Genomic DNA, 26,308 nt, shown 5'->3' on the forward strand with positions numbered 1-26,308 from the left:
ATGACTGAACAGCCCGAACAGAACCACGTCGTGCTCGAAGCACGCGGAGTCACCAAGCACTTCCCCGTACGGCGCACCGGACGCGACCTCGTCACGGGCAGGCGCCGCACCGTCCACGCCGTCGACGACGTCTCGCTGCGACTGCGGCGCGGCACCGTCACCGCACTGGTGGGGGAGTCGGGCTCCGGGAAGTCCACCGTCGCCCGGCTGCTCGCCCAGCTGTATCCGCTGACCGGGGGCGAGATCCGGCTGGACGGCACGGCGGTGAAGGCCGGACGCGGCCGGTCCTTCCGTGCCTACGCGCGTCGGGTCCAGCTCATCTTCCAGGACCCGTTCGCCTCGCTGAACCCGGTGCACACCGTGCGCTACCACCTGACCCGAGCACTGAGGATCCACGGACGGGCGGGCAGCGGCGAGGCGGAGCTGGAGCAGAACCTGACCGCTCTGCTGAACCGCGTCCAGCTGACTCCCCCGCACCAGTACCTGGACAAGTTCCCGCACGAGCTGTCGGGGGGACAGCGCCAGCGCGTGGCCATCGCCCGCGCGCTCGGCGCCGATCCCCAGGTCCTGCTCGCCGACGAGCCCGTCTCGATGCTGGACGTGTCGATCCGGCTCGGGGTGCTCAACCTGCTGAAGGACCTCAAGGACCGCTTGCACCTGGCGATCCTCTACATCACCCACGACATCGCGTCGGCCCGCTACTTCGCGGACTCGACCCTGGTGATGTACGCGGGCCGGATCGTCGAGGGCGGCGGCAGCGAGACCGTCACGCAGCGCCCCGCGCACCCCTACACCCAGCTCCTCATCGCCTCGGCGCCCGACCCGGACCGGGTGGTCGCCGAGGCGGAGCGGGAGGAGACCGGCGGCGGCGAACCGCCCTCGCTCATCGCCCCGCCCGCCGGCTGCCGCTTCCACCCCCGCTGCCCCAAGGCGATGGAGCGCTGCCGCACCGAACCGCCCCCGCGCTTCGACCTGGCGGACGGCCAGTGGGCGGCCTGCTGGCTGTACGCGGACGACGGCGAGAGCCATGGGGCCGGCGGCCACGAGAAGGAGGCGGACGACGGCGAGCCCAACGGAGCCGACGACGGCGGGCGCCGCGGAGCCGGCGGCCAGGAGAAGGAGACCGTGAAGTGAAATACCTGCTGCAACGGCTCGCCTTCTACCTGGTCACCGCGTGGGCCGCGATCACCATCAACTTCCTGATCCCGCGCATGATGCCCGGCGACCCCGTCCAGGCCCTCGTCTCCCGCTTCCAGGGCCAGCTCGACACCAGTGCCATCAACTCGCTCAAGGCGCTCTTCGGCCTCGACAAGCACCAGTCGCTCTGGCAGCAGTACACCGACTACTGGTCGCATCTGCTCGACGGCGACCTCGGCCTCTCCTTCACCTTCTTCCCGACCCCGGTCGGCGAGGTGATCGCCCAGTCGCTGCCCTGGACGCTCGCGCTCGTCGGTGTCACCACCCTGATCAGCTTCGTGCTCGGCACCGGCATCGGGGTCTTCACCGGCTGGCGGCGCGGCTCCTGGATGGACGGCCTGCTGCCCGTCACCACCTTCATCTCGGCCATTCCGTACTTCTGGCTGGGGCTCATCGCCATCGCCCTGTTCGCCGTGAAGTGGCCGCTCTTCCCGGCCGCCGGGGGCTACGACAGTTCGCTCGTCCCCGCCTTCGACTGGCCGTTCGTCTCCAGCGCGCTCTACCACGCGGCGCTGCCCGGCCTCACCATCGTGCTCAGCGCCGTGGCCGGCTGGATCCTCGGCATGCGGAACATGATGGTGACGGTGTCCTCCGAGGACTACGTCATGGTCGCCCAGGCCAAGGGGCTCTCCGAGCGCCGGGTGATGTTCGGGTACGCCGCACGCAACGCGATCCTCCCCAACATCTCCGGCTTCGCCCTCTCGCTGGGCTTCATCGTCGGCGGAACGCTGCTGGTGGAGATGGTCTTCTCCTACCCCGGCATCGGCTACCAGCTCTTCCAGGGCGTGGGGGCGAAGGACTACCCCCTGATGCAGGGCGTCTTCCTCATCATCACGCTGTCCGTCCTCGCGGCGAACCTCCTCGCCGACGTGATCTACCTGGTCCTCGACCCCCGTACCCGAAGGGAGGCCTAGGACATGGCCGTCACCGCCGCCGAGGCCGCCGTGATCGACGCGACCGCGGCCCCGGCGCCCAGCAGGCGCAGGCTGCGTTTCCTGCGTGGCCGCAAGACCGCCGTCGGCCTCGGGATCCTCTCCTTCTTCGTCGTGATCGCGGTCATCGGGCCGTGGATCGCACCGTACGACCCCGACGCCATGAGCAACGAACTGCTCCAACCACCCTCCGGTGCCCACTGGTTCGGTACCACGCAGACCGGTCAGGACGTGCTCTCGCAGATCCTCGTCGGCACCCGGGGCGTCCTGGTCGTCGGGTTCGTCGCCGGGGTCCTCGCGACGATCCTCTCCGTACTGGTCGGCGTCAGCGCCGGCTTCCTCGGCGGTACGGCCGACGAGCTGCTCTCGGTGCTCTCCAACGTCTTCCTGGTGATTCCGGGACTGCCGCTGATCATCATCATCGCCAGTTTCGTCTCCGACGCGGGCGACCTGCTCATCGCCACCGTCATCGCCTTCACCTCATGGGCGTGGGGAGCGCGGGTGCTGCGCGCGCAGACGCTGTCGCTGCGGCGCCGGGACTACGTCGAAGCGGCGCGCGCCACCGGCGAGTCCACCTGGCGGATCATCTTCTTCGAGGTCCTGCCGAACCTGACGGCCGTCATCGCCTCCGGCTTCGTCGGCACGGTCATCTTCGCCGTCCTCTCCGAGATCACCCTCGCCTTCATCGGCGTCGCCGACATCTCGCACTGGAACTGGGGGACCGTCCTGTTCTGGGCGCAGTCCAACCAGGCGCTGGCCCAGGGCGCGTGGTGGTGGTTCGTTCCCGCCGGGCTCTGCATCGCCCTGCTCGGCATGTCGCTCGCCCTGATCAACTTCGGCATCGACGAGTTCGTCAACCCGCGCCTGCGCACGGCGACCGGCGCGTCCCGCACGGTGCGGATGCGGGTCGGCTTCACACCCGTGGCGCGCGGTACGCACGACAAGGAGACCCGCTCATGAGCAGCGAGCCCGTCCTCACCATCCGCGGTCTGAACGTCGACTACGGGACCGGGGCCGACGCCGCGCACGCGTTGCGCGACATCGACCTGACCCTCCACCGGGGCGAAGTCCTGGGTCTGGCGGGCGAGTCCGGGTCCGGGAAGTCGACCCTCGCGTACGCCGTCACCCGGCTGCTCTCGCCGCCGGGGGTGATCACCGGCGGCGAGGTCCACTACCACCGGCGGGACGGCGGAGCGCTCGACCTGCTGACCCTGACGGCGCCCGAGCTGCGGGCCTTCCGCTGGCAGGAGCTGTCCATCGTGTTCCAGGGCGCGATGAACTCGCTCAACCCGGTGCACACGGTCCACAGCCAGCTCACCGACGTGCTCCGGGCCCACCGCCCGGACATGACACGCCCCGGACGGACCGCCCGTGCCAAGGAGCTGCTGGCCCTGGTCGGCATCTCCGCCGACCGGCTCTCCGCCTACCCGCACCAGCTCTCCGGGGGGATGCGTCAGCGCGTGATGATCGCGATGGCGCTCGCGCTGGAGCCCGAGATCGTCATCATGGACGAGCCGACGACCGCCCTGGACGTCGTCATGCAGCGCCAGATCCTGCGCCAACTGGTCGGACTCCGCGAGGAACTGGGCTTCTCGGTCGTCTTCATCACCCACGACATCTCGCTGCTGATCGAGTTCTCCGACCGGATCGCAATCATGTACGGCGGCCGGATCGTCGAGGAGGCCGGTGCCGCGGCGATCTACCGGGACCCCCGCCACCCCTACAGCGACGGCCTGCTGCACTCCTTCCCCGCTCTCCACGGCCCCCGCCGTGAGCTCACCGGTATCCCCGGCTCGCCCCCGCACCTCGCCGCGATGCCGGCCGGCTGCGCCTTCCACCCCCGCTGCGGCCGGGCGCTCGACGCCTGCGCCACTCAGGTCCCGGTGCTCGCCGCGCCGGACGGGCCGGACGCGGACGGCTCGCGCACGGTGGCCTGCTGGCTCCACCGGCCCGCCCCGGCCGCCGCGGCACCCCGCTCGTAGCGATCCCACGCGATCCCACGCACACCACAGGAGACCCATGAATATCGTCACCCCCCAGGCATACGCGCGCGAGATCGCCGCCGAGGCCGTCCCCGGACTGCCCGCCGACTTCCGCTGGGGCGTCGCCACCGCCGCCTACCAGATCGAGGGAGCAGCCGCCGAGGACGGCCGGACCCCGTCCATCTGGGACACGTACTGCCGGGTCCCGGGCATGGTCGTCCGCGGCGAGAACGGCGATGTGGCCTGCGACCACTACCACCGGATGCCCGAGGACGTGCGGCTGATCGCGGACCTGGGCGTGGACACGTACCGGTTCTCGCTCGCCTGGCCGCGCATCCAGCCGGGCGGGCGGGGGCCGGTCAACGAGCGGGGCCTGGACTTCTACAAGCGCCTGGTCGACGAGCTGGCGGCCCGGGGCATCACGCCGTGGATCACCCTCTACCACTGGGACCTCCCGCAGGAACTGGAGGACGCGGGCGGCTGGCCGGCCCGGGACACGGCCTACCGGTTCGCCGAGTACGCCGCCCTCGCCCACGACGCCCTCGGCGACCGGGTCGAGCACTGGACGACGCTGAACGAGCCGTGGTGCTCGGCCATGCTCGGCTACGCGTACGGCAACCAGGCCCCCGGCCGGAAGAACTTCGGCGACGCGATCCGCGCCGTCCACCACCTGCTCCTCGGCCACGGCCTCGCCTCGCGGCACCTCCGCGAGACGGCCGCCACCCGCGGCGACGCACTCGAACTGGGCATCACGCTCAACCTCGGCACAGCGACCCCCGAGACCGGCAGCCACGAGGACGCCGAGGCGTGCCGCCGCGCCGACGGCATGGGCCGCCGTCTCTATCTGGACCCGCTCGTCAAGGGCGCCTATCCCGAGGACGTCGTCGCCGACCTCGCTCGCCAGAACGCCGAACTCCCGGTTCAGGACGGCGACCTGGCCGTCATCTCCACCCCGATCGATGTGCTCGGCGTCAATTTCTACCGGGGCACGCTGTTCTCCGGCGTCACGCAGGAGGGCTCCCCGGTGGACGCCGACGGGCTGCCCGTCACCCGCGGCGTGGAGCGTGACCTGCCGCGTACCGCGATGGACTGGGAGATCACCCCCACCGCCCTCACGGACCTGCTGGTGGGCCTGGAGAAGGACTACGGCGTTCCGACGGTCGTCACCGAGAACGGTGCCGCGTTCGACGACTCCGTCTCCGCGGACGGACAGATCCACGACGCCGGCCGCACCACCTACCTCGCCGACCACATCGCCGCCGTGGCCGCCGCCCGCGCGCAGGGGGCGGACGTCCGGGGCTACTTCGCCTGGTCGCTGATGGACAACTTCGAGTGGTCCTACGGCTACGACAAGCGGTTCGGCATCGTCCGCGTCGACTACGACACGCAGGAGCGGACGCTCAAGGACAGCGCCAAGTGGTACCGCGACACGATCCGCCTCACCCGCACCCGCACCCGCACCCGCACCGGCGACAGCGACAGCGACTGATTCCGGTCGGGAGAGGGGCCGGCCCAGGTGGGTGAGCGCGCAGGCGGCACCCACCTGGGTTAGCTTCGACATATGCGGAACAGGCTGTTCCCGACCGTGTTGGCCGGCCTGCTGCTGATGCTGTCGGCGGTCGTGCTCGCCATGGCACCCGCTGCACCCGCGATGGTCGGTGCATCGACCATCAATGATGTCGCGCAGGCGCTGCGCAAGGGGCCGGTGTACGTCGACCCGGCCGCCGCCGACCAGCTCTCCCCGAGCCGGGCGGCCGCCCTGACGAAGAAGATCAAGGACGCCGACAAGCCCGTGTTCGTGGCCGTGCTGCCGCGGACCTCCGCGTTCCCCGAGCAGAACCTGCTCACCACCCTGCGCACCGACACCGGCATCACGGGCGTCTACGCGGTCCGCCTGGGCGACGGGTTCAACGCGGGCGCCGACCCCCGGGTGATGTCCACGCGGGCGGTCCAGAACCTCACCGCGGTGAAGGCACCGGGCACGGACACCGACGCGGCGACCCAGCTGAACGCCTTCGTCGACCGGGCCGTCGAACAGGCCCGGGGCAGCGCCCCCGCCTCCTGGGGCGGCTCCTCGGCGGGCACCGGACCGTCGTCCTCCACCGGACTGATCACGGTCGCGGCGCTCCTCGTGCTGGGCGGCGGTACGGCGTACACGATCGTCCGTCGCAACCGCAGGCGGAAGGAGGCCGAGGAGCGGGCCGCACTCGACAAGCTCCGCGTCGTCGTGGACGAGGACATCACCGCGTACGGCGAAACCCTGGACCGTCTCGACTTCCACCCCGCCGAGCCCGGCGCCGACGACAGCATGCGGGCCGACTACGAGCGGGCACTCGACTCCTACGAGAGCGCGAAGACGCGCATGTCCCGGGCCCGGCACCCGTCCGACGTGCGCGGGGTCACCCAGGCCCTGGAGGACGGCCGGTTCTCCCTGGCGGTCCTGGAGGCCCGCCGCACGGGCGGCGAACTGCCCGTCCGCCGTCCGCCGTGCTTCTTCGACCCGCGCCACGGCCCCTCGGTCGCCGACGTCCGATGGTCCCCGTCCGGCGGCACGGGCCGCGAGGTGCCCGTCTGCGCAGCGGACGAGATCCGGCTGCGCGAGGGCGAGGAGCCGCTGAGCCGCACCGTCGACACGGGCGACGGCCGCCGCCGCCCTTACTGGGAGGCGGGCCCGGCGTACGGCCCCTGGGCGGGCGGCTACTTCGGCGGCGGCCTGCTCCCCGGCCTGCTGGCCGGCACGGTGCTCGGCTCGATGCTGGCCTCCCCGGCGTACGCGGACGAGTACGGGGGCGGCGACTACGGCTCCGGCGGTGACGGGAGCGGCGGGGACTTCTCCGGCTCCGACTTCGACCCGTCCGGCTTCGACGGCGGAGGCTTCGGCGACGGTGGCTTCGGCGGGGGCGGCGACCTCGGAGGAGGTGGCGGCTTCGACGGCGGCGGGTTCTGAGCCGACGGTCCGGGCCACCCGGTTCCGGGCCGAGGGGTTCGCCGCCGACCGGCGATCCCGGCAGCCCCGGCGATCTCTCGGGCAGGTGCGATTCATGCTAGACCTGAATCTATGTCTGGTATCGGCCGATTCCGGGCGAGGCTGCGACGCTCCGTCCGGCGACCACATCGGCACGATGGGGGGCGCTCGGGCCAAGCCACCCCCGCGCCGCCCCGCCGGGACATGACCCGCCGTTCCCCGGTCCGCGACGTGCTGGCCCTGTTCAGCGTCCGCACCGTGGCCGGCCAGGTCTTCTGCTTCGTGCTCGGGCTGGTGCTCCTGCTGATCACCGGCTTCGCGATCGCCCTGGTGGCGCAGGGCCGCAGCGACAGCCTGCAGGAGGCCCGGATGCGTACGTTCAGCGTGGCCGAGACCTTCGCCCACTCGCCGGGGGTCGCGGCGGCGCTGGACAGCAAGGACCCCACCGCGATCCTCCAGCCACGCGCGGAGCAGGTCCGCAAGGAGGCCCGGGTCGAGTACGTCGTGGTGGCCAGCCCCCAGGGCATCCGCTACACCCATCCCGACCCCGCGCTCATCGGCAAGCACCTCATCGGCCCGTACAAGGAGGCACTGGCCGGACGGGGCTTCACCCGGACCTTCAACGGCAGCGTGGGGCCCTCGATCAACTCGGTGGTACCCGTGCCCAGGCCGGACGGATCGGTCGCCGGCGTGGTGTCCGTCGGGCTCACCGACAAGACGGTGAACAGCGTGGCCGACCGCTCCGTCCCGTTGAGCGCGGGCGCGGCCGTGGTCGCCCTCGTGATCACCGCGGGCGGCGCGGCGCTCGTGACCGGGAGGCTGCGCCGCCAGACGCACGGTCTCGGAGCCGCCCAGATGACCCGGATGTACGAGCACCACGACGCGGTGCTGCACGCGGTCCGCGAGGGCGTCCTCATCGTCGTCGGCCCCGACCACCGGCTGACGCTCGCCAACGACGAGGCCCGCAGGCTCCTCGCTCTTCCCCCCGACGCCGAGGGCCGCTCCGTGACGGACCTGGGGCTGGCGCCCGACACCGCCGAACTGCTCGCCTCCGGCCAGACCGTCACCGACAAGGTGCTGCGCAGCGGGAACAGGTTGCTGGTCGTCAATCTCCGGCCGACGGACACGCGCGGCGGGCCGCCCGGCACCGTGGCGACCCTGCGGGACACCACGGAGCTCCGCAAGGTCACGGGCCGGGCGGAACTCGTCCACGAACGCCTGCTGCTCCTCTACGAGGCCGGTGCCCGGATCGGCACCACGCTCGACGTGACCCGGACGGCCCAGGAGCTGGCGGACGTCGCGACCCCCGGATTCGCCGACGCCACGACCGTCGACCTCGCCGATCCCGCGCTGCCCGGGGAGGAACCGGCCACGCTGACCGGCGCCCCGCTGGACATGCGCCGTACCGCCATCGCCGCAGTCGACCCGGACCAGCCCCTCTACCCGATCGGCCGACCGGTCGGATTCGTTCCGACCAGGATCCGGGCCATGCGCGTGAACAGCGCGGAGACCGGGCTGGGGCCCGAGGTGATCGCACAGCTGGGGTGGCGGCGCTGGGACCCCGACCGCGCGGCGAAAATACTCGACTACGGATTCCATTCGGTGCTGTCCGTACCGTTGCACGCGCGCGGCGTGATTCTGGGCCTGGCCAACTTCTGGCGCGCGGGCAACCCCGAGCCGTTCGACGACGACGACCAGTCCTTCGCCGAGGAACTGGTGGCGCGGGCGGCGGTCAGCGTGGACAACGCCCGCCGCTACACCCGCGAACACGAAATGGCCGTGACACTGCAACGCAGCCTGCTGCCCCGCGGCCTGCCCGAGCAGAACGCCCTCGACGTCGCCCACCGCTATCTGCCGGCGCGGGCCGAGGTCGGAGGCGACTGGTTCGACGTGATCCCGCTGTCCGGCGCCCGGGTCGCGCTGGTCGTCGGCGACGTGGTCGGACACGGGCTGCACGCCGCCGCCACCATGGGGCGGCTGCGCACCAGCATCCACAACTTCTCGGCGCTGGACTTCGCACCCGACGAACTCCTCGGGCATCTGGACGAGCTGGTCACCCGGACCGACCAGGACGAAGCGGCCGGCGGTGACAACACCGAGATCGCCGGAGCCACCTGCCTGTACGCGATCTACGACGCCGTCTCCGGGAACTGCTCGGTGGCCAGGGCCGGCCACCCCGGGCCCGTGCTCGTCCTCCCCGACGGCACCGTCGAATTCCCCGAGGTCCCGGCCGGCCTGCCCCTCGGCATCGGCGGCATGCCCTTCGAGGCGGCCGAGTTCCACGTACCCGAAGGGAGCCGTCTGGTCCTCTACACGGACGGTCTCATCGACCTCCGCGACCGGGACCTGGACGCCGGTATGGAGCTGCTGTGCGAGACCCTCGCCCGTCGCGACCGGACACCGGAGGAGACCTGCGACGACGTGCTCGAAGCGATGCTGCCCGACCAGCCGGCCGACGACGTCGCGCTCCTCGTGGCCCGCACCCATACGCTCGATCCCGGCCAGGTCGCCCAGTGGTCCGTGGCCACCGACCCGGCTGCCGTCGCGGGAGTGCGCAAGAACGTCGCTGAATGGCTCACCGACCGGGGCCTGGACGAGGAGGCGTTCACCACCGAGCTGATCCTGAGCGAACTGGTCACCAACGCGGTGCGCTACGGCACCGGACCGATCGAGGTCCGCCTGCTGTACGACCGCAACCTGATCTGCGAAGTGTCCGACACCAGCAACACCTCACCGCATCTGCGCTACGCGGCGACGATGGACGAGGGCGGCCGGGGCCTGTTCCTCGTGGCCCAGTTCGCCGAACGCTGGGGCACCCGCTACACCGAGACGGGCAAGGTGATCTGGTCGGAGCAGACGGTCGGCGAATCGGAGGAGGAGGGGGAGGAGGGGGAGGAGGACGACGACCACGGGCCCGGTCCTTGACCTGTGCGGCCGAGCGACCGGATTCGGCGCACCGCTCGGCGCGGAACGTCGAAGACCGAGCCGAGCGCCCGCCTTCCGCCCCCGGCGGGGGAGGGGGAAGGCGGGCGCGCTCGGGTGCGGGACGGACGCGGCGGGGTGTCAGGCCTGCGGTGCGGCGGCCTTGATGGCGGAGATGTCGAAGGTGAGCCTGACCTTGTCACTGACCATGACGCCGCCGGTCTCCAGCGCGGCGTTCCAGGTCAGGCCCCAGTCGGAGCGCAGGATGTCCGCGCTGCCCTCGAAGCCGACGCGCTCGTTGCCGTAGACGTCGGTGGCGGAGCCGCTGAACTCCAGGTCGATGGCGAGGGGGCGCGTGACGTCCTTGATCGTGAGGTCGCCGGTGATGCGGTACCTGTCGCCGCCGAGCTGCTCGGCCCGCGTGGAGCGGAACGTCATGAGGGGGAACTTCTCTGCGTCGAAGAAGTCGCCGCTCACCAGGTGGCCGTCGCGGTCGGCGATGCCGGTGTCGACGCTGGCGATCTTGACCTCGATCGAGGCGGTGGAGCCGGCCGGGTTGTGGCCGTCGAGCTTCAGGCTGCCCTCGTGCTCGCCGAAGGTGCCGCGCACGTTGGTGACCATGGCGTGGCGCACGGTGAAGCCGATGCTGCTGTGCGCCGGGTCGATCGTGTAGTCACCCGTGAGGGCGGCCAGGGCCGGGTCCACGGCGGGGGTGGCGACGGCGGTGGTGGCGGACGGGGCGTTGTTGGTCTTGCGGTTGAACAGAGCCATGGCTCCTCCTCGGGGGACGTGATCGAGCGGCGGTCGAAGTGATTGTTTAACCTTCAACGAGATTGACTCTAGCGCAATCTAGTTCAAGGTTCAACATCAACGCTCCGGATTGTCGGGACGGGTGGGTCATTCGCTGCCGTTACCCCTGGCGACGCGCGTAGAACTCGGGCAGTATTTCCGTGCCCTTACTTGTCATGAGCAGGAGGAGTCCCCCCATGGTGTCCCGTATGACACTGCGCCCCGTCCTGACCGCCCTCGCCCTCGTCCTCGGCGTCCTCTTCGCCCCCGGCGTCGGCGTCCTCGGCGGCGGAGCCACCCAGGCCCACGCCGACACGAAGCTCACCCACGCCCAGGCCACCGCCCGGTTCAGCTCCTCCGGGGTCACCTGGTCGTCCTCCGGCAACTGCTCCGACCGCAATGTCGCCACCTGCACCTCGTTCGACCAGCTCAACCTGGCCACCGCCCAGGGCGCCCAGACCCTCAAGAGCGCCACGGGCTGCGCGCTGAACATCACCGGCGGCACCGAGACGGGCCACGCCAGTGGTACGTACTCGCACTGGAACGGCTACAAGCTCGACTTCGCCAAGTCCACCTGCCTCACGAACTACGTCCACGGCGTCTTCACGTACATAGGGCTGCGCGGCGACGGCGCTCCCCAGTACAAGGCGGGTTCCGGCAACATCTACGCGGACGAGGGCAACCACTGGGACGTGACGTACTACAACTGCGGCGGCTGCTGACCGCGCACCGCGTCTCCACGCACGACTGCCCCCGTTCCGGTGGAACGGGGGCAGTCGTGCGTTGCGCGAGGCGGGATCTCAGACCTTCGGCTGAGTGAAGCGGATGCGGTTGCCGAAGGGGTCGCGCAGTCCGCAGTCGGTCCCGTACGGGCGGTCGGTGGGTTCCTCGGTGAACTCCACGTCCCGGGCGAGCAGCGTCTCGTACGTCTTGCGGCAGTCGTCCGTGGTGAAGATGAGCCAGCCGCCCATCGCGCCCTTGGTCACCAGCTCGCGGACCTGCTGCGCCGTCTCCTCGGACATCGCCGGAGCACCCGGCTTCTCCAGCAGGATCTGGCGTTCCGGGTGGCCGGGGACACTGACGGTCAGCCAGCGCATGAAGCCCATGTCGACGTCGGCGCCGACCTCCAGGCCGAGCTTGCCGACGTAGAAGTCGAGGGCCTCGTCCTGGTCGAGGACGTAAATCTGCGATTGCGTAATGGCGTTGAACATGTGCCTCACGCTACGGGGCGGGCCGGACGGAAACTTATCCAAAACTGCTCAGTCGACGGACGGGGGCGGGAGGTGCGGACGGCCAGCGCGAACGGCCGGTGCGGACGTGTGGAGCGGCGGGCCGGTGCGGACGGTCAGCCGCTCGGCCGCGTCCACGCCATCGTGAAGCACGTCGGTACACCCGTGGCCTCCGCTTCCCTGCGGTACGTCCTCGGCGAACGGCCGACGATGTCGCGGAACGTGCGGCTGAAGGTTCCCGGGCTGCCGAAGCCGACTTCGAAGCAGATGTCCGTCACGCTGCGCTCCGTCTCGCGCAGCAGGAACATCGCACGCTCGACGCGGCGGCGTTGCAGGTAGCGGTGCGGCGTCTCGCCGAACGTGGCCCGGAAGGTGCGCGTGAAGTGCGCCGCGGACACATGGGCGATCCGGGCCAGGGCCGGGACGTCCAGCGGCTGGGCGTAGGCGCGGTCCATCGCGTCCCGGGCCCGGAGCATGCGGCGGTTGGTCTCTTCTGCGGCGCGGCTCACGCCGCCATCACACCACGGTTCCGCGCCGCCCGTGACGGATGCGCCTTCCGTGATGGATCCGCCGCCCGTGACGGAACCGGTGACCGGTCCTCCGCCCCTCCCGGCGCGAGATGGCGCACCACGAGAGCCCGTGTCCGGCAAGGTCATGCCGGCAACGGGCCGACGTTGAGGACAGCCTGATCCAGGCAGTCGCGTCGCCGTCTGGCCGGGATCCCGGCCGACCCCGGCATCGGCAACGCCCTGCGCGCGGACCCCGCCCCGTCCCTGGCTCGCCGGGCGCCTATGCGCTCAAGTGCCGCTGGGGCACCGGGCGTTGCGGGTCTTGGTGTGGGTACCGCGACCGCGCACGCCACGGAGCGGCGCGCGACGCTGATCGTCGGCGGGAAGGTGCGCAACCTCACCGGACCCGCGGAGACCGGACGGTTCGGCTTGTCCCCGCAGCCAACGGAGTGCGAGCCGGGGAGCCCCTCCATGAACTTCCGCGGCGCCAGGGCAAGAACGCCGCCGGCTGAGCCGGATCCCGCCACACACCTCAGCCGTCGTCACCGGCGCGGCGGCGCTTCGGCCGCGAGCTGAGGAGAAAGAGGCTGCCGCCCGCGACAAGGGTGCCCACGGCCAGCAGCGTCAGGTCCTTGGTGTCCTGGCCGGTGTTCGCGGTGGTGCCCCGCGCCGTACCGTTGTCCATGGACGTCGGCAGAGCCGACGCCCCGGCGGAGGTCGAGCCGGTCGTGGTGCCCGCGCCCGAAGTGCCGGAGGCGGGCGAACCGGTCGTCTTCCCCGTCCTCGTGATCTTGAACGATGCCACGACGGGATGGGGGTGGGCATTGAGCTTGCACGCCGCGTTGACTGTGCCCAGGGGGCGGCCGTTCGCCTTCTGCCCGACGAGTTTCAGGGTGAGGTCGCCGACGGCGATCTGCACGTGGCCCGGCCGGTGGAACGTGCGAGAGGGGGTGGTGCCCGTCGCCGTGATGGCAAAGGCACGGTCGGAATCGGGAATGGTGACCTTGTTGATACTGAAGTGCACAGGGACGCTGAAGTTTCCCTCCGGCGAGCGCAGTTCTGTGTTCGCGTTCGCCGTGCCCTCAATGGACTTCAGGCCCCCAAGGGATGTGTGGATCAAGTGGGTCTCCTCCTTGCTCACCGTCGTCGTCGCGTCGAGGGTGAATTCCGGGGTGGGCTTGCCGACCGCGACCGAATCCGGGATATCCAAGTGGATCTCCATCGGGACGGACTTGCTGAAAAGAGAAACTGAACATGTGTAGTTCAGCGTGAGTGAAACCGGGTGCGCGAAAGCGGCGCCGGCTCCGGAACCTCCCACGACTCCGGCAACGATTCCCGCTGCCGTCGCTACCTCAAGCGCCACCCTCGCTTTTGCTGTGTTGCGCCTGCCATTCATGAGCTGTCCCCAATCAATTGATCAGCGGTGATTCTCATCGGTCAGCGCCTGTCGCGTCTCCTCGTGTTCAAGGCGACGTGCTTCCGGTCATCAACGTTTCCCGCTCGGCCATAATCGGTGAACTCGGCCGGCGGGAGGCTTGGTGCGCCTGGAAGGTGTGAGCCAGGTGGGCTTCGAGTTGAGCGTGACGGAATTGGTAGACCGCGCCGGCCCTGCGCAACACCCCTCGTTCGTGGGCGTCGTCCAGGAAAGCGACCACCGCCCAGGGCAGCCGCCCGGTCAGTGGCAACCATATGCGCGACAGGGCCACCCACTGACCCCAAGCGGTGAAACTCAGTCCGTATCCGAGCCCGCCGCCGAACGCGCCCTCGATCCCGAAGGCGAGCCCGGCCAGGAGCCCGAGCACGGGTCCGGTCGCGAACTCGCCTACGTGCCCGGGCGTGCGCCCGATAGCGATCCCGGCCGGGATCCCGAGCACGAGCAACCACACGAGCATATAGACGAACGCGTTCTTGCGGTTCGTCCTCAACAGGTCCGAAGCGCTGATAGCGGATGTAGTGTCAATAGGGGTTTCCAGCCAGGACATGATCGCAAGCGCGAACCCGGCGCCGAACCCGAGCTCCGCCGGGAACAGCAACGCGCCCCGGAGCCCGCCACTGAGTCCGTCGTCGAACCCCAACGGCCCAATGACAAACCTGTCCAAGAGCTCCAGCGCAACCGCAGACGGCACCCCGAACACGAACCCCAGCACGAACCTGCGGACTATCTCGGCAGTATTCCGCCGGATCCCGCCGAAGAGCTGGATGCGCAGCGTCGATGGCTCGGACGCCGGGCCCCTGGGCATGAACCCGTACACGAACCCGAAGACCAACCCGGCCACCAGCCCGTGCAGGAGCCAGACCAGGAGCCCCCGCACGATCGCGAACCCGAGCGGATGCGTCGTCCCGACCAAGTCCACGGGCAGGTTCCCGATCCCGGTCGGCACTCCCAAAGCCATACCGGCCAGGAACCCGACCACGAGCATGCGCGTCGAACGGCGCACGGTGGTGCCCAGTTGCCACCATGCGAGGTCATGGGTATGGAGTTCATCCAGGTGCGTGGCGAGGTAGCCGAGCCAGTGCTGGGCATGTTCGGGAGTCCAGTGACGGCGGCGACGGCGGGGACTGTCCGCGTCGCGATCGTCCGTGGGCGCGCGTTTGTAGACGGCGGGGACGAACGCGGCCAGGAGATGCTTTTGCAGGGCTTCGGACGTTCGGAAGTCCAGCAGCTCCCGGGGATCCTGTCCGGGAGCGTCGCTGTAGATGGTACGGGCCAGGGAGACCATCAGCGGGGTGGTGAGAACCTCGGCGAGGTTCGCCGTGCACGGGGTGAACGGCAGTTCGCGCAACCGTGCCAGGACGGCGTCCCATACGGTACTGTCCGCGCCGCCGCCTCTGACCGGCCGGCTGGCTCGGGTCAGGTAGTCGGCGTAGTCCTCTACGGTGAGACCCTCCAGTTCGATAACTGCGGCGGCGGTCAGCACGTCGGATTCTTTGGAGTTGTTGACGGCCCTGCTGTATTCGCCGGGGCGGCTGGTGAGCAGCAGCGGCATGGTGGTGGCCTTGTTGAGCGCTTCGAGCGCCTTGCCGTGCAGGCCACTGGGGATCTCGTCGAAACCGTCGAGAACGGGAAGGATCTTGCCCGTGTCGAGAAGGTCGCGGGCCAGACTGCCTCCGTGCGCGGCCGGAGCCGCGAGGAGGGGGTGGTCGCGCACCAGGTGGGCGCACATCCAGTCGCGCAGCGAAGTGGCGGCCGGATCCCAGGAGCCCAGGCCGAAGATCACGGGTACCCGGTCGCCGGGGACGCGGGCATCGAGCCAGTCGACGAGGAAGCGCAGGGTGAGGATCGACTTGCCCGCCCCGGCCTCACCCAGCACCACCAGCCGACAGGACGGGACAGAGAGGTACGCCTCCACGATCTGGTCGAGTTCACCGTCCAGCGGGAGAGGCTGCGCGGCTGCCCCGCGCGGGAGCTTGCGGATGTTGGCCCAGTGATCGAAGACATTCCGGTCGGTGCACCGGAAACGCAGGGGGAGCGGGAACGGGTCGTGCACCCGCCGCTGCTCCTCCTCCTTGCGCCATTGCTTGGACACCTCGCGGGCGAGGGCCTCGGCCGGGTCGTCATCAGCCGGCTGTGGCTGCGCGGGTGGCGGTGGGAGCCGCGCGAGGTGGGCGGCACGGGTCGGCAAGCCGATCAGCTCGCTCAGTTCATCGATCTGGTCTCGACTGAGGCTTTTGTACCAGCGTTGCACCCGGCTTGCCGTGAGCCTGCCTGGACCGTCGGTGGCGTGATGCAGGCTGACCACTCCGATCAGGTACCCGCTGCTCCACACCGCGGCTCCCGACATCCCTTCCCATGGGGAGCGGCCCTCCGGATCGGACCCAGGAGCGCTTACGGAGATCTCCAGGGTGCCCTTGCGCAGGTCCGCCCACGGCGTGGTGCTGCCCAGCGCATGGTGGGAATCCCGGTACTGGGTGATCCTATTGAGCTCCGACGATGCATTGTCGGGACGCAGCTTGAATTTGGGGAACCCCAGCGATTCGCAATCCACGGGCTGGGTGATGCGGCCGAACCGCACCGGCGGGACCTCAGCGGCGTACACCCCTCTGCTGCCCGCGTCCTTCGCGATCTTGAGCACCGCGATATCGACTCCGGAGTCCTCCCACAAAGGGTCCGGCTCGGCGGACAACTCCGTTACGTCACCGTCCTCGGTGAGGAAACGCAGCGTGACTGAGACCGCGTCCCGCACGACATGCGCGGCCGTGAGCACCGTATCCCCACTCACGCGGTAGCCCGATCCGCGCCACCCCTCGCCTCCGCGCCCGACGATGACGACCTGGACCACTCGCCGTACATCGAACCCGTCCGGCTCGGACGCCTCGGTTGCGCCGCCGTCCGCGGCACTCATCGCTCGTTCCTGCCGGCGCGGCCGGAGACGAACGGCGGATTGTGCGACCCGGTGAGGGTGGGCTGCAACGCCAGTTTGATCAACTGCGTCGAGGTGCGGCTTGCTGTCATGTCCGCACCGGACTCCACCACCCAGAACCGTACCTTCGCCCCAGCGTGCCCGGTTCGCTCCACAGCGACCGACAATTCCAGCTCGATCGTCCCCAATTCAAAGCGCAGCGCCTCACCTTCCGCCGCGACGACCGCCTGTTCCAACTCTTCCCGCAGATCCCTGATCACACTGGCCAATTCGATCATCCACGCCCCCTACACCGGTGCCAGTCGTCACTAAAAACTTTAGCCGCGTGGAGCGCCTGAACACATCGATTCGGCACGGCGGTTGACACCAACGGGGGACACCAGCCGGCGGGAGCCGCTGCTGCAAGTGAGGCGTACCCGATGCTCGCGGATGCAGGGGTGGACGCATGCGGCAGATGGCTGATTTTCGCCAGCCTTGCTGGACGCCCTGTCGACAGGCTTCCTACTGCCGGGCCCATTCATGCCGCGATTCGGCCAGGATCGCGCCGGGCACGATTCCCACACGTCCCCGCCAACGCTTTCCCCAGACCATTCCCTCTGCATGAACACAAGACATCCGTGAGTCAGCTGGACCGCCTTCCAGAAGTGGTCTGGGTAGGTCCCACAGGAGAACTGAATGGCCGGAGCAGTATCGTCCTGACTTCCGTACTGGATCGCCAGGAACTTATTGCTGTTCCTGTTTATTATTCGCCGAGTGTTGTCCACCGAGTCAAAATCAAACCTTCATTATTGGTCCGGGTGGAGGGGCGATCCGCACGGATGCTGGGTGGCACGGGCGTAATTCTCCTTCGAAGCCTGGTCCACCGACAGGCATAGCCCACTGTTCTTGTTGACGAGCACTTCTCGCGCTTTCGATCACGCTTCGGACAGCCCACCTCGTGAAAGGCCGAAGCCAGTTGCCGCAACTGCGTTTGAGGTGACGATGCCGCAGCTCCACGGACTGCGGCCTCGTCGTTTGCGGCCCACACGCAGGGGCCGACGTCGACTCCCGCGGCTCGGCGCCGGTACCGGCCCGGTCACGGAGACGGCTGACCGACCTCACGCATTCACGTTCACATCGCGTCCCGGAGCGTAAACGGCGCCGTAGGTGCGAAAGGTTGCATCCCGGGCCGCTCTCTACGTGTCGCACTCCGATGATGCTCCGTTTACTACTTTGAGCTTCACGCGCGCTCTTTTCTGTGGTGACGAAGAAGCAGGTGTTTCTGCAATGCTTCTGGGGCGGCCTGCTAACCGTGAGAACGGACTCGCGGTGGAGCGGGAAATCCGCCCACTTCGCGTGACGCGAATGCTGGTGTCTCCGACCCTTTGCCATGAATGGAGATGTCGTGACGCTTGAGGAGTTCGAGCAGATCCTGACGCGCGTTGTGCACGGCGAAAAAGCGTCCCCCGAAAAGGCAATCAGGCTTCCCGAGGAGGCACTCGACAAGCCGTTCGACGAACTGGACGTGGACTCGCTGGCGCGGGCCGAGATGATGACGGTGATCAGCGACACCTACCAGGTCGAGATCGGTGACGACGAGGCCGGCCACCTCACCACCCCGCGTTCGATGATGGAGTTCGTGGCCGCGGCCGGCGGCCTGGGCAACCCGTGAGCGTCGAAGCTGTGCGTCCGTGCCGCATCGTGTCCACGGGCTCCTACCGGCCGGCGCCGGCAGACGCCCGACAGGTGGCAGAGCGGCTGGGCGTGACACGGGAATGGGTGCTGTCACGGACGGGCGTGGAGTCCCGGTGCGTGGCCGGCCCGGACGAGTCGTTGACTTCCATGGCCACCCTTGCTGCGAAAGAGGCGCTGGCGGCGGCACAGTTGCCGACCGACGCGGTGGACGTCGTGCTGGTGGCCACGTCGTCCAATCTCCAACTGTGCCCGGCCATCGCCCCGCAGGTGGCCGCGGCTCTCGGACTTCAGGTGGCCGCGTTCGATGTGAGCATCGCCTGCGCGGGGTTCTGCTACGCCCTGCATGTGGCGCGTTCGCTGATCGGCGCCGGTGGCTGCGACACGGTGCTGGTGATCGGCGCGGACCGCATGCTGGACATGGTCGACCCCGATGATCCGGTCACCGCCCCGCTGTTCGCAGACGGAGCGGGTGCGGTGGTCGTCTGCGCCGCGGAGGGGGCATCGGGGGTGGGGCCGGTCGTGTGGGGTTCGTCCGGGCAGCGGGCGGCAGCGCTGGAAGTGCGCCCGCACCCTCGTGAGCTGGACATCGCCGCGCGGGTGCATCCGCGTCTGCACATGGACGGCCTGGCGGTGACCCGATGGGCCTGTGCCACCGTTCCCGCCGCAGTGCGTGAAATCCTGGCGGTCAGCGGAATCGGCTGGGACGACGTGGCAGCGTTCATTCCGCATCAGGCCAACTGGAAGATGATCCGACGGGTCGTCACAGCACTCGGTGTGCCCGACAAGGTCGTGGTGGCCGACGACGGTCGTTTCACCGGCAACACCAGTGCCGCATCGGTGCCGCTCGCCCTCGACCGTCTGCGGGCTTCGGGCAGGATCCATAGCGGCCAATGGGCGGTACTGGTCGGCTACGGAGCCGGTTTGGCCTACGCCGGACAAGCTGTTCAGGTCCCCTGACCGAATGAGGCGGCGGCGCCCCGGACCGACCGGCAGAGCCGCAGGCGGCAGTCCGTACCGGTGACGGGAACGGTCCCAGTCGGATCGGACAACTGGCCTACGGATCCGGTGTGTTGGCGCATCCGCTGCTGCCCGCACGGCCGACGGCGCCGTGTGTGTCGCGGTCAATTTCCCCCGAACCGAGGAAAGGAAGACATTCCTCATGCTGAGCCGGATCGAGAACGGAGAAGGGAACGGACCGCTTCCGCCCGGTCCGCGCATGCCCTGGCCCGTACAGACCGTCATTTTTACCTGGTGGCGGCACAAGTGGGCCAAGATTCTGCGTGAGCGTCACGGTGATGTCGTTTCACTGAAGGTTTTCCCGTGGCGCACCGTGGTCCTGGTCATGAACAGCGAGCACATCGGAGCCATGTTCAGTGCATCGGCATCGCTGTTCCACGTCGGTGAGGGCAATCGGGTGCTGGCGCCGGTGTTCGGCGAACAGTCGCTGCTCACCTCCGACGACGATCAGCACCGGCGGCTGCGGAAGCTGATGGCCCCGCTGTTCAGGAAAACCGCGGTGCGGGGTTACCGGAGCGCGATCCAGGAGCTGACAAAGAACGAGCTGGAGCGCTGGCCTGTCGGAGTGCCCTTCAAGAGTCTCGACAAAATGCGCACACTGAATCTCGACATCATCTGGCGGATCATCTTCGGCCCCGACAAGGATGCGCGCCTGGATGAGACGCGTGCTCTCGTGGGCGAACTTCCGGTGGGGCAACTCGCGGTGCTGATCGGGCTGAACAGCTCTGCCGCGCGTCGCGTCGCGCCGTGGAAGCGCGCTGCGGCGCTGCTGGAGCGGTTCGACTCCCTCATCCACGAAACGATCGCCGAGCGCAGGAAAGCACCCGATCTGCGCGGACGCGAGGACATGCTGTCCCGGCTGATCCGCGCGGGCGACGCGACCGAGCAGCTCAGCGACGTCGAGATCCGCGACCAGATCATGACGCTCCTGCTCGCAGGCCATGAACCCACCGCCACGACGTTGGCCTGGACGCTGCACGAGCTGGCGCGCAATCCCCGGGTGGCACGCGACGCCGTGCGGGCGGCGCTCGTGGACGACTCCGCCTATCTGGAAGCGGTGGTGAAGGAATCACTACGGCGGCGTCCGGCGATCTTCGAATCGATCTGGACGCTGACCGAGGATGTCGAGCTGGCAGGATTCCGGCTGCCCAGAGGGGCCACGCTCATGCCGCTCATCGGGATCGTCCACATGGATACGGCACATTACCCGGACGCGGAGGTATTCCGCCCCGAACGCTTTCTCGACAAGAACGTTCCACCGCATGCTTTCATCCCCTTCGGCGGTGGCGCGCGACGCTGTATCGGGGCGTATCTGTCCGTGATGCAGTCCGTCGAGGTGCTACGGGTGCTGCTCTCCACCCGGGCCATCAGCACCGACCGGTCGAAGCCGGAAGCGGCCGTTCTCAACAGTGTGACCATGGCGCCCGCCGGCGGTGCCCGGATCATCGTGGGGCCGCCGGCCTGCATCGAGCAGACCCTTCCGTGGCCGTGACCGCGCCGAGGGAGGGGACAGCCGCCCCGTGGAACCTCCTCGCAAGAAGAGACAGGTGTTCGTGCGCTCTGCCCCGGGTGCCCTGCCCGGCAGGAAAGGACTGACATGAAACTGCGTTCCGTCGTGACAGAACTTCCCTCTCGCGAGGTCACCAATTCGGACGTCACTCGGCTGATCCACCAGCACAGTACGGGGCACTTCACGGGGGATCTGGACCGCACCGTGCACAAGATCGCCGCATTCCTGCGGTATTCCGGGTCGGTCACGCGGTACTGGCTCGACACCGGGGAACGCCCCATCGACCTGCTGCGCACTGCCGCGAACTCCGCGCTGGCGAAGGCCGGTATCACCGCAGGAGGGATCGACGTGCTCATCTACACCGGGGTCTCCCGGGGGTTCCTCGAACCGGCGGGCGCCTATCACTCGGCCGCGGCGATCGGTCTCGACAACGCCCAGTGCTTCGACATCCTCGACGCGTGCATGAGCTGGACCAGAGCAGTACAGCTCGCCGACGCCCTGTTCCGGACCGGGGAATACCGCACGGCGATGGTCGTCAATGCGGAATTCAATCTCCGTCCCGGTGGCCCGGTCTATCCTCGCGCGTTCCAGCTGGAGAGCGTCGAGGACCTTCAATCGACCCTGCCCGCCTTCACGCTCGGTGAGGCTGCGACCGCGACCGTGCTCACCGCGGAGGACGCCGAGCCGTGGCGGTTCCGCTTCGTCTCCCGGCCGGATCTCGCGCCGTTGTGCAACGTCACCCTTGAGGGCTACGAAGGCTACTGCGACCCTTCGGACAAGATCGCCCACAACGGTGTCGGAACCTTCACCTCCTTCGGCTTCGACATGCACGCAGCCGGCAAGCCCGAGGCGGACAAGGTCTTCGAGCAGCTCGATCCACCGATCGACGAGGTCGCGGCCCTGTTCACCCACGCGTCCAGCAAACGTGAGTGGCAGGCGGGCGCCGACAGGCTCGGGCTCGGCGCCGTGATCCATCACATCTACGACCGGATGGGCAACGTGGTCTCGGCTTCGGTTCCCGCGGCCATCGACTCCGCCATCGAAGCAGGTCGGCTCCGGCCCGGTCAGCGCGCGGTCGGCTGGGTCGGCAGCGCCGGGATGTCCTTTGGCGCCTTCACCTTCGTCCTCTGACCTTCCGGCGGGAGAAGAACATGCTGCGACACCTCGTCAAGGCCGTCTCCGGCATCACGCTGGGCGCAGCCAGGTACGCGCGCGCGTGCGCGGTGCAGCGCGACGCCACGACCCGCGATCGGCGCCGGGCCGAAGCCGTCCTGGGATTCCTGCTCCACATGGGCCCGATCTACATCAAACTGGGCCAGGTCGCGGCCACCCGATCGGATCTGCTCACCCCGGACTGGGTGAACACGCTGCGGGCCCTGCAGGACCGGACCCCCCACATGACCCCGTCCGACACGCGGCGCGCGGTCGAGCGCGAACTGGGCGGACCGCTGGAATCCACCTTCCGCACCTTCGATCTGGAGCCGGTGGCCAGCGCATCGGTGGCCCAGGTCCACGTCGCCGAACTGTACGACGGGCAGAAAGTGGCGGTGAAACTGGTCAAGGACGGCGTCCCCGAGGAGATCGAGAAGTCTCTGCGCGCACTGTCCACACTGCTGGGGCTGGTCAACCGCTGCTCGTCGCTGGCACGACAGCTGGACGTGTCCCGGCGCTTCGACGAGGTGGCCCGGCTGCTGAGGCCGCAGGCCGACATGCGACAGGAAGCCCGTCAGCAGCAGCGCATCGGTCACAACTTCTCCGGGCACGCCTACGTGCGCGTGCCCGCTGTGTACCCGGAGCTGGTCACCACCCGGATGCTGGTCATGGAGTTCATGGACGGCATCCCCGGTAAGAACGCCGACCAAGTCGGCCTGCCCCGCCACCAGTTGGCCCAGCGCATGCAGGACACCGTCAACACCATGCTGTACATGCACGGGCTCAGCCACGGCGATCCCCATCCGGGCAACGTCATGTTCACCCCCACCGGGGAGATCATCCTTCTCGACTTCGGTGTCACCGCGGAGTTGAGCGAGGGCGAGAAATGGGGCCTGTCCTCCTTCTACTACGCCTGCATCCGCAAGGAATGGGAGGTAGCGACCGACCGCTTCACGCGCTTCTTCGTCCGCACCAGCCCCGAGCTGACCGCCCGGCGGCACGAGTACGACGCGGACATGACGCGCGTGCTGACCCACCACTTCGACGTCAGCTCGAACCAGTGGTCCACCGTCGCCTACTTCAACGACGTGAACGACGTGCTGCGGAAGTACACGTCGCAGTACACCACCAACTTCACCAAGGTGGAGCTGGTGTTCCTGTCCGGAGAAGGCTTCGCCTCGCAGGTCAGTCCCGAGATCGACATCTGGGTCAACGCACGCAAGTTCACCGACCGCTACTCGCCCTACATGAGCGCAGAGGTGGAGGCCCGCTTCCAGGCCGTCTTCGCCCAGCAGATGCCCACCTCACTGCGGCTGCGCGAACGCGCCGCAGAGGCGCTGGTGGCTCCCACCCACATCGACCGGTACTTCTTCCCCAGCGTCTTCCCGGTCTTCGTCCACCAGGCATCGGGCGGACGCGTACGCGACTTCGACGGAAACGAGTTCCTCGACCTGTGCGGAGGATATGGCCCCCACCTTCTCGGCTACGGCCACCCGGCTGTCAGAACCGCGATCGCCGAAGGGCTCGAACAGGGACTGGTCAACGGGATCGGCCACCCCCGCGAAATCGAACTGGCAGAGCTCCTCGTAGACGCGTTCCCGGCAGCCGACAAGGCCCTGCTGTGCAACTCGGGCACCGAAGCCATCCTGTTCGCCGTCCGGATGTGCCGCGGGTACCGCCGGCGCCACAAGGTGGCGAAGTTCGAAGGGCACTACCACGGCTTCTCCGACCAGGGGATGGTCAGTTCGTGGTTCCGTTTCTCCGGCGACCGCGACCACCCCACACCCATCGCGGGATCGCTGGGATCCGACCCCGGTACGGTCGACAACACGCTCGTGCTCCAGTACGGCGACCTCCCCGGCCTGGGCCGGCTTCGCGAGCACGCCGACGACCTGGCATGCGTCGTCCTCGAACCCATGCCCACCTCGGTGGTCGCCCTCAACACCACGTTCCTCAGCGAACTGCGCCGCGAGTGCACCGAACTCGGCATCCCGCTGATCTTCGACGAAGTGGTCAGCGGCTTCCGGGTCGCCTACGGGGGCGTCCAGGTGATGACCGGCATCCAGCCCGACCTCACCTGCCTGGGAAAAGTGATCGGCGGCGGACTGCCCTGCGGTGCGGTCGTGGGGCGCACCGAGTTCATCGACATGGCCAAAAGCTCCCAGGACCCCTTCTCCGACTACGAGAACCGGATCTTCGCCGGCGGCACACTGAGCGGCAACTCACTGACCTGCGCAGCCGGCGTGGCCACCGTGCGACACCTCAAGGCACATCCCGAGCTCTACCGGCAGCTCGACGACCACACCCAACAGCTCGCCGCCATGCTGAGCCAAGCAGCCCGCGAACGCGGCATCGCCTGCCGGGTCAAAGCCCGCAACTCCATCTTCTCCCTCACCTTCAGCCACAACGAACCGGAGCTGTACCGGGACCGTATGACGGGCAGCAACTTCAAAGCCACCATCGCCCTGGCGTACTACATGCGCAAACACGGCGTGTACCTGCCCGAGCTCCACAGCTTCCTGATCAGCGCCGCCCATACCGCGGACGACCTCGACGAGATCGCACAAGCCTTCGGCACGAGCCTCGACGAAATGCTCGCCGACCGCCTCTTCGTCACCTGACCCACCTGCCGGCAGCCGGTCCCACGGCAGCCCTGCGACATCACCCGGCAAAGCCCTGCTGAACCCCGGTGCGGCAGGAGCGGGCCGTGTGGACAGTGGCGGCCGCGAGATAGAAGGCGTCAGGGCGGCCGAGGATCCCCGTATATGTGTCCCTGTCCACGAGACACTCCAGCGTTGCGCGGTCCTCCGGGTCCAGCCGGTCACCGATCCGATCGCGCAGCCGGCTCAGACGCGTGTGCAGATACTCCCGCGCCGACATCCCGAGGGGGGACGGGAGATCGGTGAAGAAGCTGCGCGTTCCGCTGGGGATGAGCCCGGCCCGGGCAAGCATGGTCGGCCAGTCCTCCACCGTCTGGGCCGATCCGGGCAGTTGGTCGCGCATCTCGGCGAAGGCGTCCTCGGCGGCGGCGTCCAGCCGGGCCTGCAAGCCCGGACGCCCCATGCCGATGTCGCGAGGCAGGAAACGCGGGGGCAGCCCGCTTTCGGCGACGGCGAGAAGCCCGCCGCGCCGCAAGGAGCCGGCCAGGGAGTGCAATGCCGCTTCCTGGTCCCCCATATGGCGGACGCCATTGCGGCTCCAGATCAGATCCGCGGAACCCAGCGAGTCGAACTCACCTTGGTGTTGCATCAGTTGGGTGTGGACGCGGTCCGCCATTCCCTGCGCCACCGCGCGCGAACGGACCCGTTCCAGGATGGCGGGCGACCGGTCGACGGCAATGATCTCCGCGTCCGGGAAGGTGTGCGCCAACAGGCACGTGACCACCCCCGGCCCGCTGCCGATGTCCAGTACCCGGTGGATGGGAGTATGTCCGCCACTGCTGGTCCGCAACAGATCCCGCAACCAGTCCATGGTCTGTGTGAGGGCGGGGGCGTGCAGCCTGGCTTCGCGTTCCCGGTGCGTGCCCGAGGCGTCCCACTCGATGTCCTGATGGTGAGGTGAGTTCATGAGTCCTCCAGTTCCAGAAACACGAACGGCGGGCACCCCGACCCGGCCCGCCCCCGCCGCGTCGAGTGCGTGGTGCCCGCCGGAGCTCAGCGAAGGAAGGGGGCGAGATTGCGTTCCAGGAGGGGCTTCGGGGCGGCGCCCGTCCATGCCTTTGCGAGGGCGCCGTCGGCGTAGACCATGAAAGCGGGGATCGAGGAGACTCCATGCCGGTCAGCCAGTCCGGGCTCCTCGTCGACGTTGATCTTGACGACGTCCAGGACGCCCGCATGCTCGGTGGCCAGCTCCTCGATGAGGGGGGTGACCCTGATGCACGGCCCGCACCACGGGGCCCAGAACTGGACCAGGACGGGCCGCTTCGCCTGGAGTACGCGGGCGGGAAACGTCTGCTCGGTGACACTGTCCACAGGACCGTTGGACCTTGCTGCCATGGTGGGACTCTCCTTGTCGGTGCATTCGTGTATTCGTGTATGCGCGCGGCTCGCGGCGGGCCCGGACGGCATGG

The 26,308-nt window shown here is 68.8% G+C and carries 21 protein-coding genes; 13 read left to right on the plus strand and 8 right to left on the minus strand.

Going from position 1 to position 26,308, the window contains the following annotated elements:
- From ACIOMQ_RS30425 to ACIOMQ_RS30455, 7 genes are all read left to right on the plus strand, one after another.
- Positions 1-1,134 carry an ABC transporter ATP-binding protein gene (locus ACIOMQ_RS30425; RefSeq protein ID WP_362203857.1) on the plus strand — a complete coding sequence of 378 codons (1,134 nt, stop codon included), beginning with the start codon at positions 1-3 and terminating at the stop codon, positions 1,132-1,134.
- Positions 1,131-2,111, plus strand: coding sequence for an ABC transporter permease (locus ACIOMQ_RS30430; RefSeq protein WP_362203860.1), 981 nt, complete (start codon positions 1,131-1,133; stop codon positions 2,109-2,111). The genes ACIOMQ_RS30425 and ACIOMQ_RS30430 overlap by 4 nt, the downstream gene beginning before the upstream one ends.
- 3 nt (positions 2,112-2,114) lie before the next feature.
- Complete coding sequence (locus ACIOMQ_RS30435) at positions 2,115-3,089, plus strand: ABC transporter permease (protein ID WP_362203863.1); 975 nt, start codon at positions 2,115-2,117, stop codon at positions 3,087-3,089.
- Positions 3,086-4,111 carry an ABC transporter ATP-binding protein gene (locus ACIOMQ_RS30440; RefSeq protein WP_362203866.1) on the plus strand — a complete coding sequence of 342 codons (1,026 nt, stop codon included), beginning with the start codon at positions 3,086-3,088 and terminating at the stop codon, positions 4,109-4,111. The genes ACIOMQ_RS30435 and ACIOMQ_RS30440 overlap by 4 nt, the downstream gene beginning before the upstream one ends.
- Before the next feature lie 37 nt (positions 4,112-4,148).
- A complete protein-coding gene (locus tag ACIOMQ_RS30445; RefSeq protein WP_402191177.1) occupies positions 4,149-5,600 on the plus strand; it encodes a GH1 family beta-glucosidase in 1,452 nt (483 codons plus the stop codon).
- 72 nt (positions 5,601-5,672) lie between these two features.
- Positions 5,673-7,058: a hypothetical protein gene (locus ACIOMQ_RS30450; protein ID WP_402191179.1), complete on the plus strand. Its 1,386-nt coding sequence runs from the start codon at positions 5,673-5,675 to the stop codon at positions 7,056-7,058.
- Between the two features lie 222 nt (positions 7,059-7,280).
- A complete protein-coding gene (locus tag ACIOMQ_RS30455; protein ID WP_402191181.1) occupies positions 7,281-10,001 on the plus strand; it encodes a SpoIIE family protein phosphatase in 2,721 nt (906 codons plus the stop codon).
- Between the two features lie 138 nt (positions 10,002-10,139).
- Here the strand turns inward: ACIOMQ_RS30455 and ACIOMQ_RS30460 are convergent, their stop codons facing one another.
- A complete protein-coding gene (locus ACIOMQ_RS30460; RefSeq protein WP_402191184.1) occupies positions 10,140-10,769 on the minus strand; it encodes a YceI family protein in 630 nt (209 codons plus the stop codon).
- Between the two features lie 215 nt (positions 10,770-10,984).
- Between ACIOMQ_RS30460 and ACIOMQ_RS30465 the strand changes: the two genes are divergently transcribed.
- Positions 10,985-11,509 carry a hypothetical protein gene (locus ACIOMQ_RS30465; protein ID WP_362203880.1) on the plus strand — a complete coding sequence of 175 codons (525 nt, stop codon included), beginning with the start codon at positions 10,985-10,987 and terminating at the stop codon, positions 11,507-11,509.
- A 78-nt stretch (positions 11,510-11,587) separates the two neighbouring features.
- Here the strand turns inward: ACIOMQ_RS30465 and ACIOMQ_RS30470 are convergent, their stop codons facing one another.
- The 5 genes from ACIOMQ_RS30470 to ACIOMQ_RS30490 form a co-directional block, all read right to left on the minus strand.
- A complete protein-coding gene (locus ACIOMQ_RS30470; RefSeq protein WP_362203882.1) occupies positions 11,588-11,998 on the minus strand; it encodes a VOC family protein in 411 nt (136 codons plus the stop codon).
- Between the two features lie 134 nt (positions 11,999-12,132).
- The gene (locus tag ACIOMQ_RS30475; RefSeq protein ID WP_402191187.1) at positions 12,133-12,525 is read right to left on the minus strand and encodes a helix-turn-helix domain-containing protein; all 393 of its coding nucleotides are present in this window, start codon (positions 12,523-12,525) and stop codon (positions 12,133-12,135) included.
- Between the two features lie 532 nt (positions 12,526-13,057).
- Positions 13,058-13,921 carry a DUF6801 domain-containing protein gene (locus tag ACIOMQ_RS30480; protein WP_402191189.1) on the minus strand — a complete coding sequence of 288 codons (864 nt, stop codon included), beginning with the start codon at positions 13,919-13,921 and terminating at the stop codon, positions 13,058-13,060.
- Between the two features lie 67 nt (positions 13,922-13,988).
- Entirely contained in the window at positions 13,989-16,868 is a 2,880-nt protein-coding gene (locus ACIOMQ_RS30485; protein ID WP_402191191.1) for an NACHT domain-containing protein, read from the minus strand.
- Positions 16,865-17,164 (minus strand): trypco2 family protein, encoded by a 300-nt coding sequence (locus ACIOMQ_RS30490; RefSeq protein WP_401260776.1) that lies wholly within the window; start codon positions 17,162-17,164, stop codon positions 16,865-16,867. The genes ACIOMQ_RS30485 and ACIOMQ_RS30490 overlap by 4 nt, the downstream gene beginning before the upstream one ends.
- 1,106 nt (positions 17,165-18,270) lie before the next feature.
- Here ACIOMQ_RS30490 and ACIOMQ_RS30495 point away from each other — a divergent pair.
- The 5 genes from ACIOMQ_RS30495 (at position 18,271) to ACIOMQ_RS30515 (ending at position 24,860) form a co-directional block, all read left to right on the plus strand.
- Positions 18,271-18,537: an acyl carrier protein gene (locus ACIOMQ_RS30495; RefSeq protein WP_401985213.1), complete on the plus strand. Its 267-nt coding sequence runs from the start codon at positions 18,271-18,273 to the stop codon at positions 18,535-18,537.
- A gap of 29 nt (positions 18,538-18,566) precedes the next feature.
- Positions 18,567-19,517 carry a ketoacyl-ACP synthase III gene (locus tag ACIOMQ_RS30500; protein ID WP_362204117.1) on the plus strand — a complete coding sequence of 317 codons (951 nt, stop codon included), beginning with the start codon at positions 18,567-18,569 and terminating at the stop codon, positions 19,515-19,517.
- Between the two features lie 202 nt (positions 19,518-19,719).
- Positions 19,720-21,069: a cytochrome P450 gene (locus ACIOMQ_RS30505; protein ID WP_401260772.1), complete on the plus strand. Its 1,350-nt coding sequence runs from the start codon at positions 19,720-19,722 to the stop codon at positions 21,067-21,069.
- 105 nt (positions 21,070-21,174) lie between these two features.
- Entirely contained in the window at positions 21,175-22,218 is a 1,044-nt protein-coding gene (locus tag ACIOMQ_RS30510) for a 3-oxoacyl-[acyl-carrier-protein] synthase III C-terminal domain-containing protein (RefSeq protein ID WP_362203903.1), read from the plus strand.
- A 20-nt stretch (positions 22,219-22,238) separates the two neighbouring features.
- Positions 22,239-24,860 (plus strand): aminotransferase class III-fold pyridoxal phosphate-dependent enzyme, encoded by a 2,622-nt coding sequence (locus ACIOMQ_RS30515; RefSeq protein ID WP_401942147.1) that lies wholly within the window; start codon positions 22,239-22,241, stop codon positions 24,858-24,860.
- A 40-nt stretch (positions 24,861-24,900) separates the two neighbouring features.
- Here ACIOMQ_RS30515 and ACIOMQ_RS30520 read toward each other — a convergent pair whose 3' ends face one another.
- Together ACIOMQ_RS30520 and ACIOMQ_RS30525 are read right to left on the minus strand one after the other, a co-directional pair.
- The gene (locus tag ACIOMQ_RS30520) at positions 24,901-25,806 is read right to left on the minus strand and encodes a class I SAM-dependent methyltransferase (RefSeq protein WP_401260768.1); all 906 of its coding nucleotides are present in this window, start codon (positions 25,804-25,806) and stop codon (positions 24,901-24,903) included.
- A gap of 86 nt (positions 25,807-25,892) precedes the next feature.
- A complete protein-coding gene (locus ACIOMQ_RS30525; RefSeq protein WP_362203912.1) occupies positions 25,893-26,234 on the minus strand; it encodes a thioredoxin domain-containing protein in 342 nt (113 codons plus the stop codon).
- Positions 26,235-26,308: the final 74 nt, after the last annotated feature.

Origin of the sequence: Streptomyces sp. NPDC087845, assembly GCF_044742755.1 — a bacterium.
Classification (GTDB): Bacteria; Actinomycetota; Actinomycetes; order Streptomycetales; family Streptomycetaceae; genus Streptomyces.

Bases quoted from the DNA above. Each gene is read 5' to 3' on its own strand.
- ACIOMQ_RS30425 (WP_362203857.1), top strand. From the start codon at position 1: ATGACTGAACAGCCCGAACAGAACCACGTCGTGCTCGAAGCACGCGGA.
- ACIOMQ_RS30435 (WP_362203863.1), top strand. From the start codon at position 2,115: ATGGCCGTCACCGCCGCCGAGGCCGCCGTGATCGACGCGACCGCGGCC.
- ACIOMQ_RS30440 (WP_362203866.1), top strand. From the start codon at position 3,086: ATGAGCAGCGAGCCCGTCCTCACCATCCGCGGTCTGAACGTCGACTAC.
- ACIOMQ_RS30445 (WP_402191177.1), top strand. From the start codon at position 4,149: ATGAATATCGTCACCCCCCAGGCATACGCGCGCGAGATCGCCGCCGAG.
- ACIOMQ_RS30450 (WP_402191179.1), top strand. From the start codon at position 5,673: ATGCGGAACAGGCTGTTCCCGACCGTGTTGGCCGGCCTGCTGCTGATG.
- ACIOMQ_RS30455 (WP_402191181.1), top strand. From the start codon at position 7,281: ATGACCCGCCGTTCCCCGGTCCGCGACGTGCTGGCCCTGTTCAGCGTC.
- ACIOMQ_RS30460 (WP_402191184.1), bottom strand. From the start codon at position 10,769: ATGGCTCTGTTCAACCGCAAGACCAACAACGCCCCGTCCGCCACCACC.
- ACIOMQ_RS30465 (WP_362203880.1), top strand. From the start codon at position 10,985: ATGGTGTCCCGTATGACACTGCGCCCCGTCCTGACCGCCCTCGCCCTC.
- ACIOMQ_RS30470 (WP_362203882.1), bottom strand. From the start codon at position 11,998: ATGTTCAACGCCATTACGCAATCGCAGATTTACGTCCTCGACCAGGAC.
- ACIOMQ_RS30480 (WP_402191189.1), bottom strand. From the start codon at position 13,921: ATGAATGGCAGGCGCAACACAGCAAAAGCGAGGGTGGCGCTTGAGGTA.
- ACIOMQ_RS30485 (WP_402191191.1), bottom strand. From the start codon at position 16,868: ATGAGTGCCGCGGACGGCGGCGCAACCGAGGCGTCCGAGCCGGACGGG.
- ACIOMQ_RS30490 (WP_401260776.1), bottom strand. From the start codon at position 17,164: ATGATCGAATTGGCCAGTGTGATCAGGGATCTGCGGGAAGAGTTGGAA.
- ACIOMQ_RS30505 (WP_401260772.1), top strand. From the start codon at position 19,720: ATGCTGAGCCGGATCGAGAACGGAGAAGGGAACGGACCGCTTCCGCCC.
- ACIOMQ_RS30510 (WP_362203903.1), top strand. From the start codon at position 21,175: ATGAAACTGCGTTCCGTCGTGACAGAACTTCCCTCTCGCGAGGTCACC.
- ACIOMQ_RS30515 (WP_401942147.1), top strand. From the start codon at position 22,239: ATGCTGCGACACCTCGTCAAGGCCGTCTCCGGCATCACGCTGGGCGCA.
- ACIOMQ_RS30520 (WP_401260768.1), bottom strand. From the start codon at position 25,806: ATGAACTCACCTCACCATCAGGACATCGAGTGGGACGCCTCGGGCACG.
- ACIOMQ_RS30525 (WP_362203912.1), bottom strand. From the start codon at position 26,234: ATGGCAGCAAGGTCCAACGGTCCTGTGGACAGTGTCACCGAGCAGACG.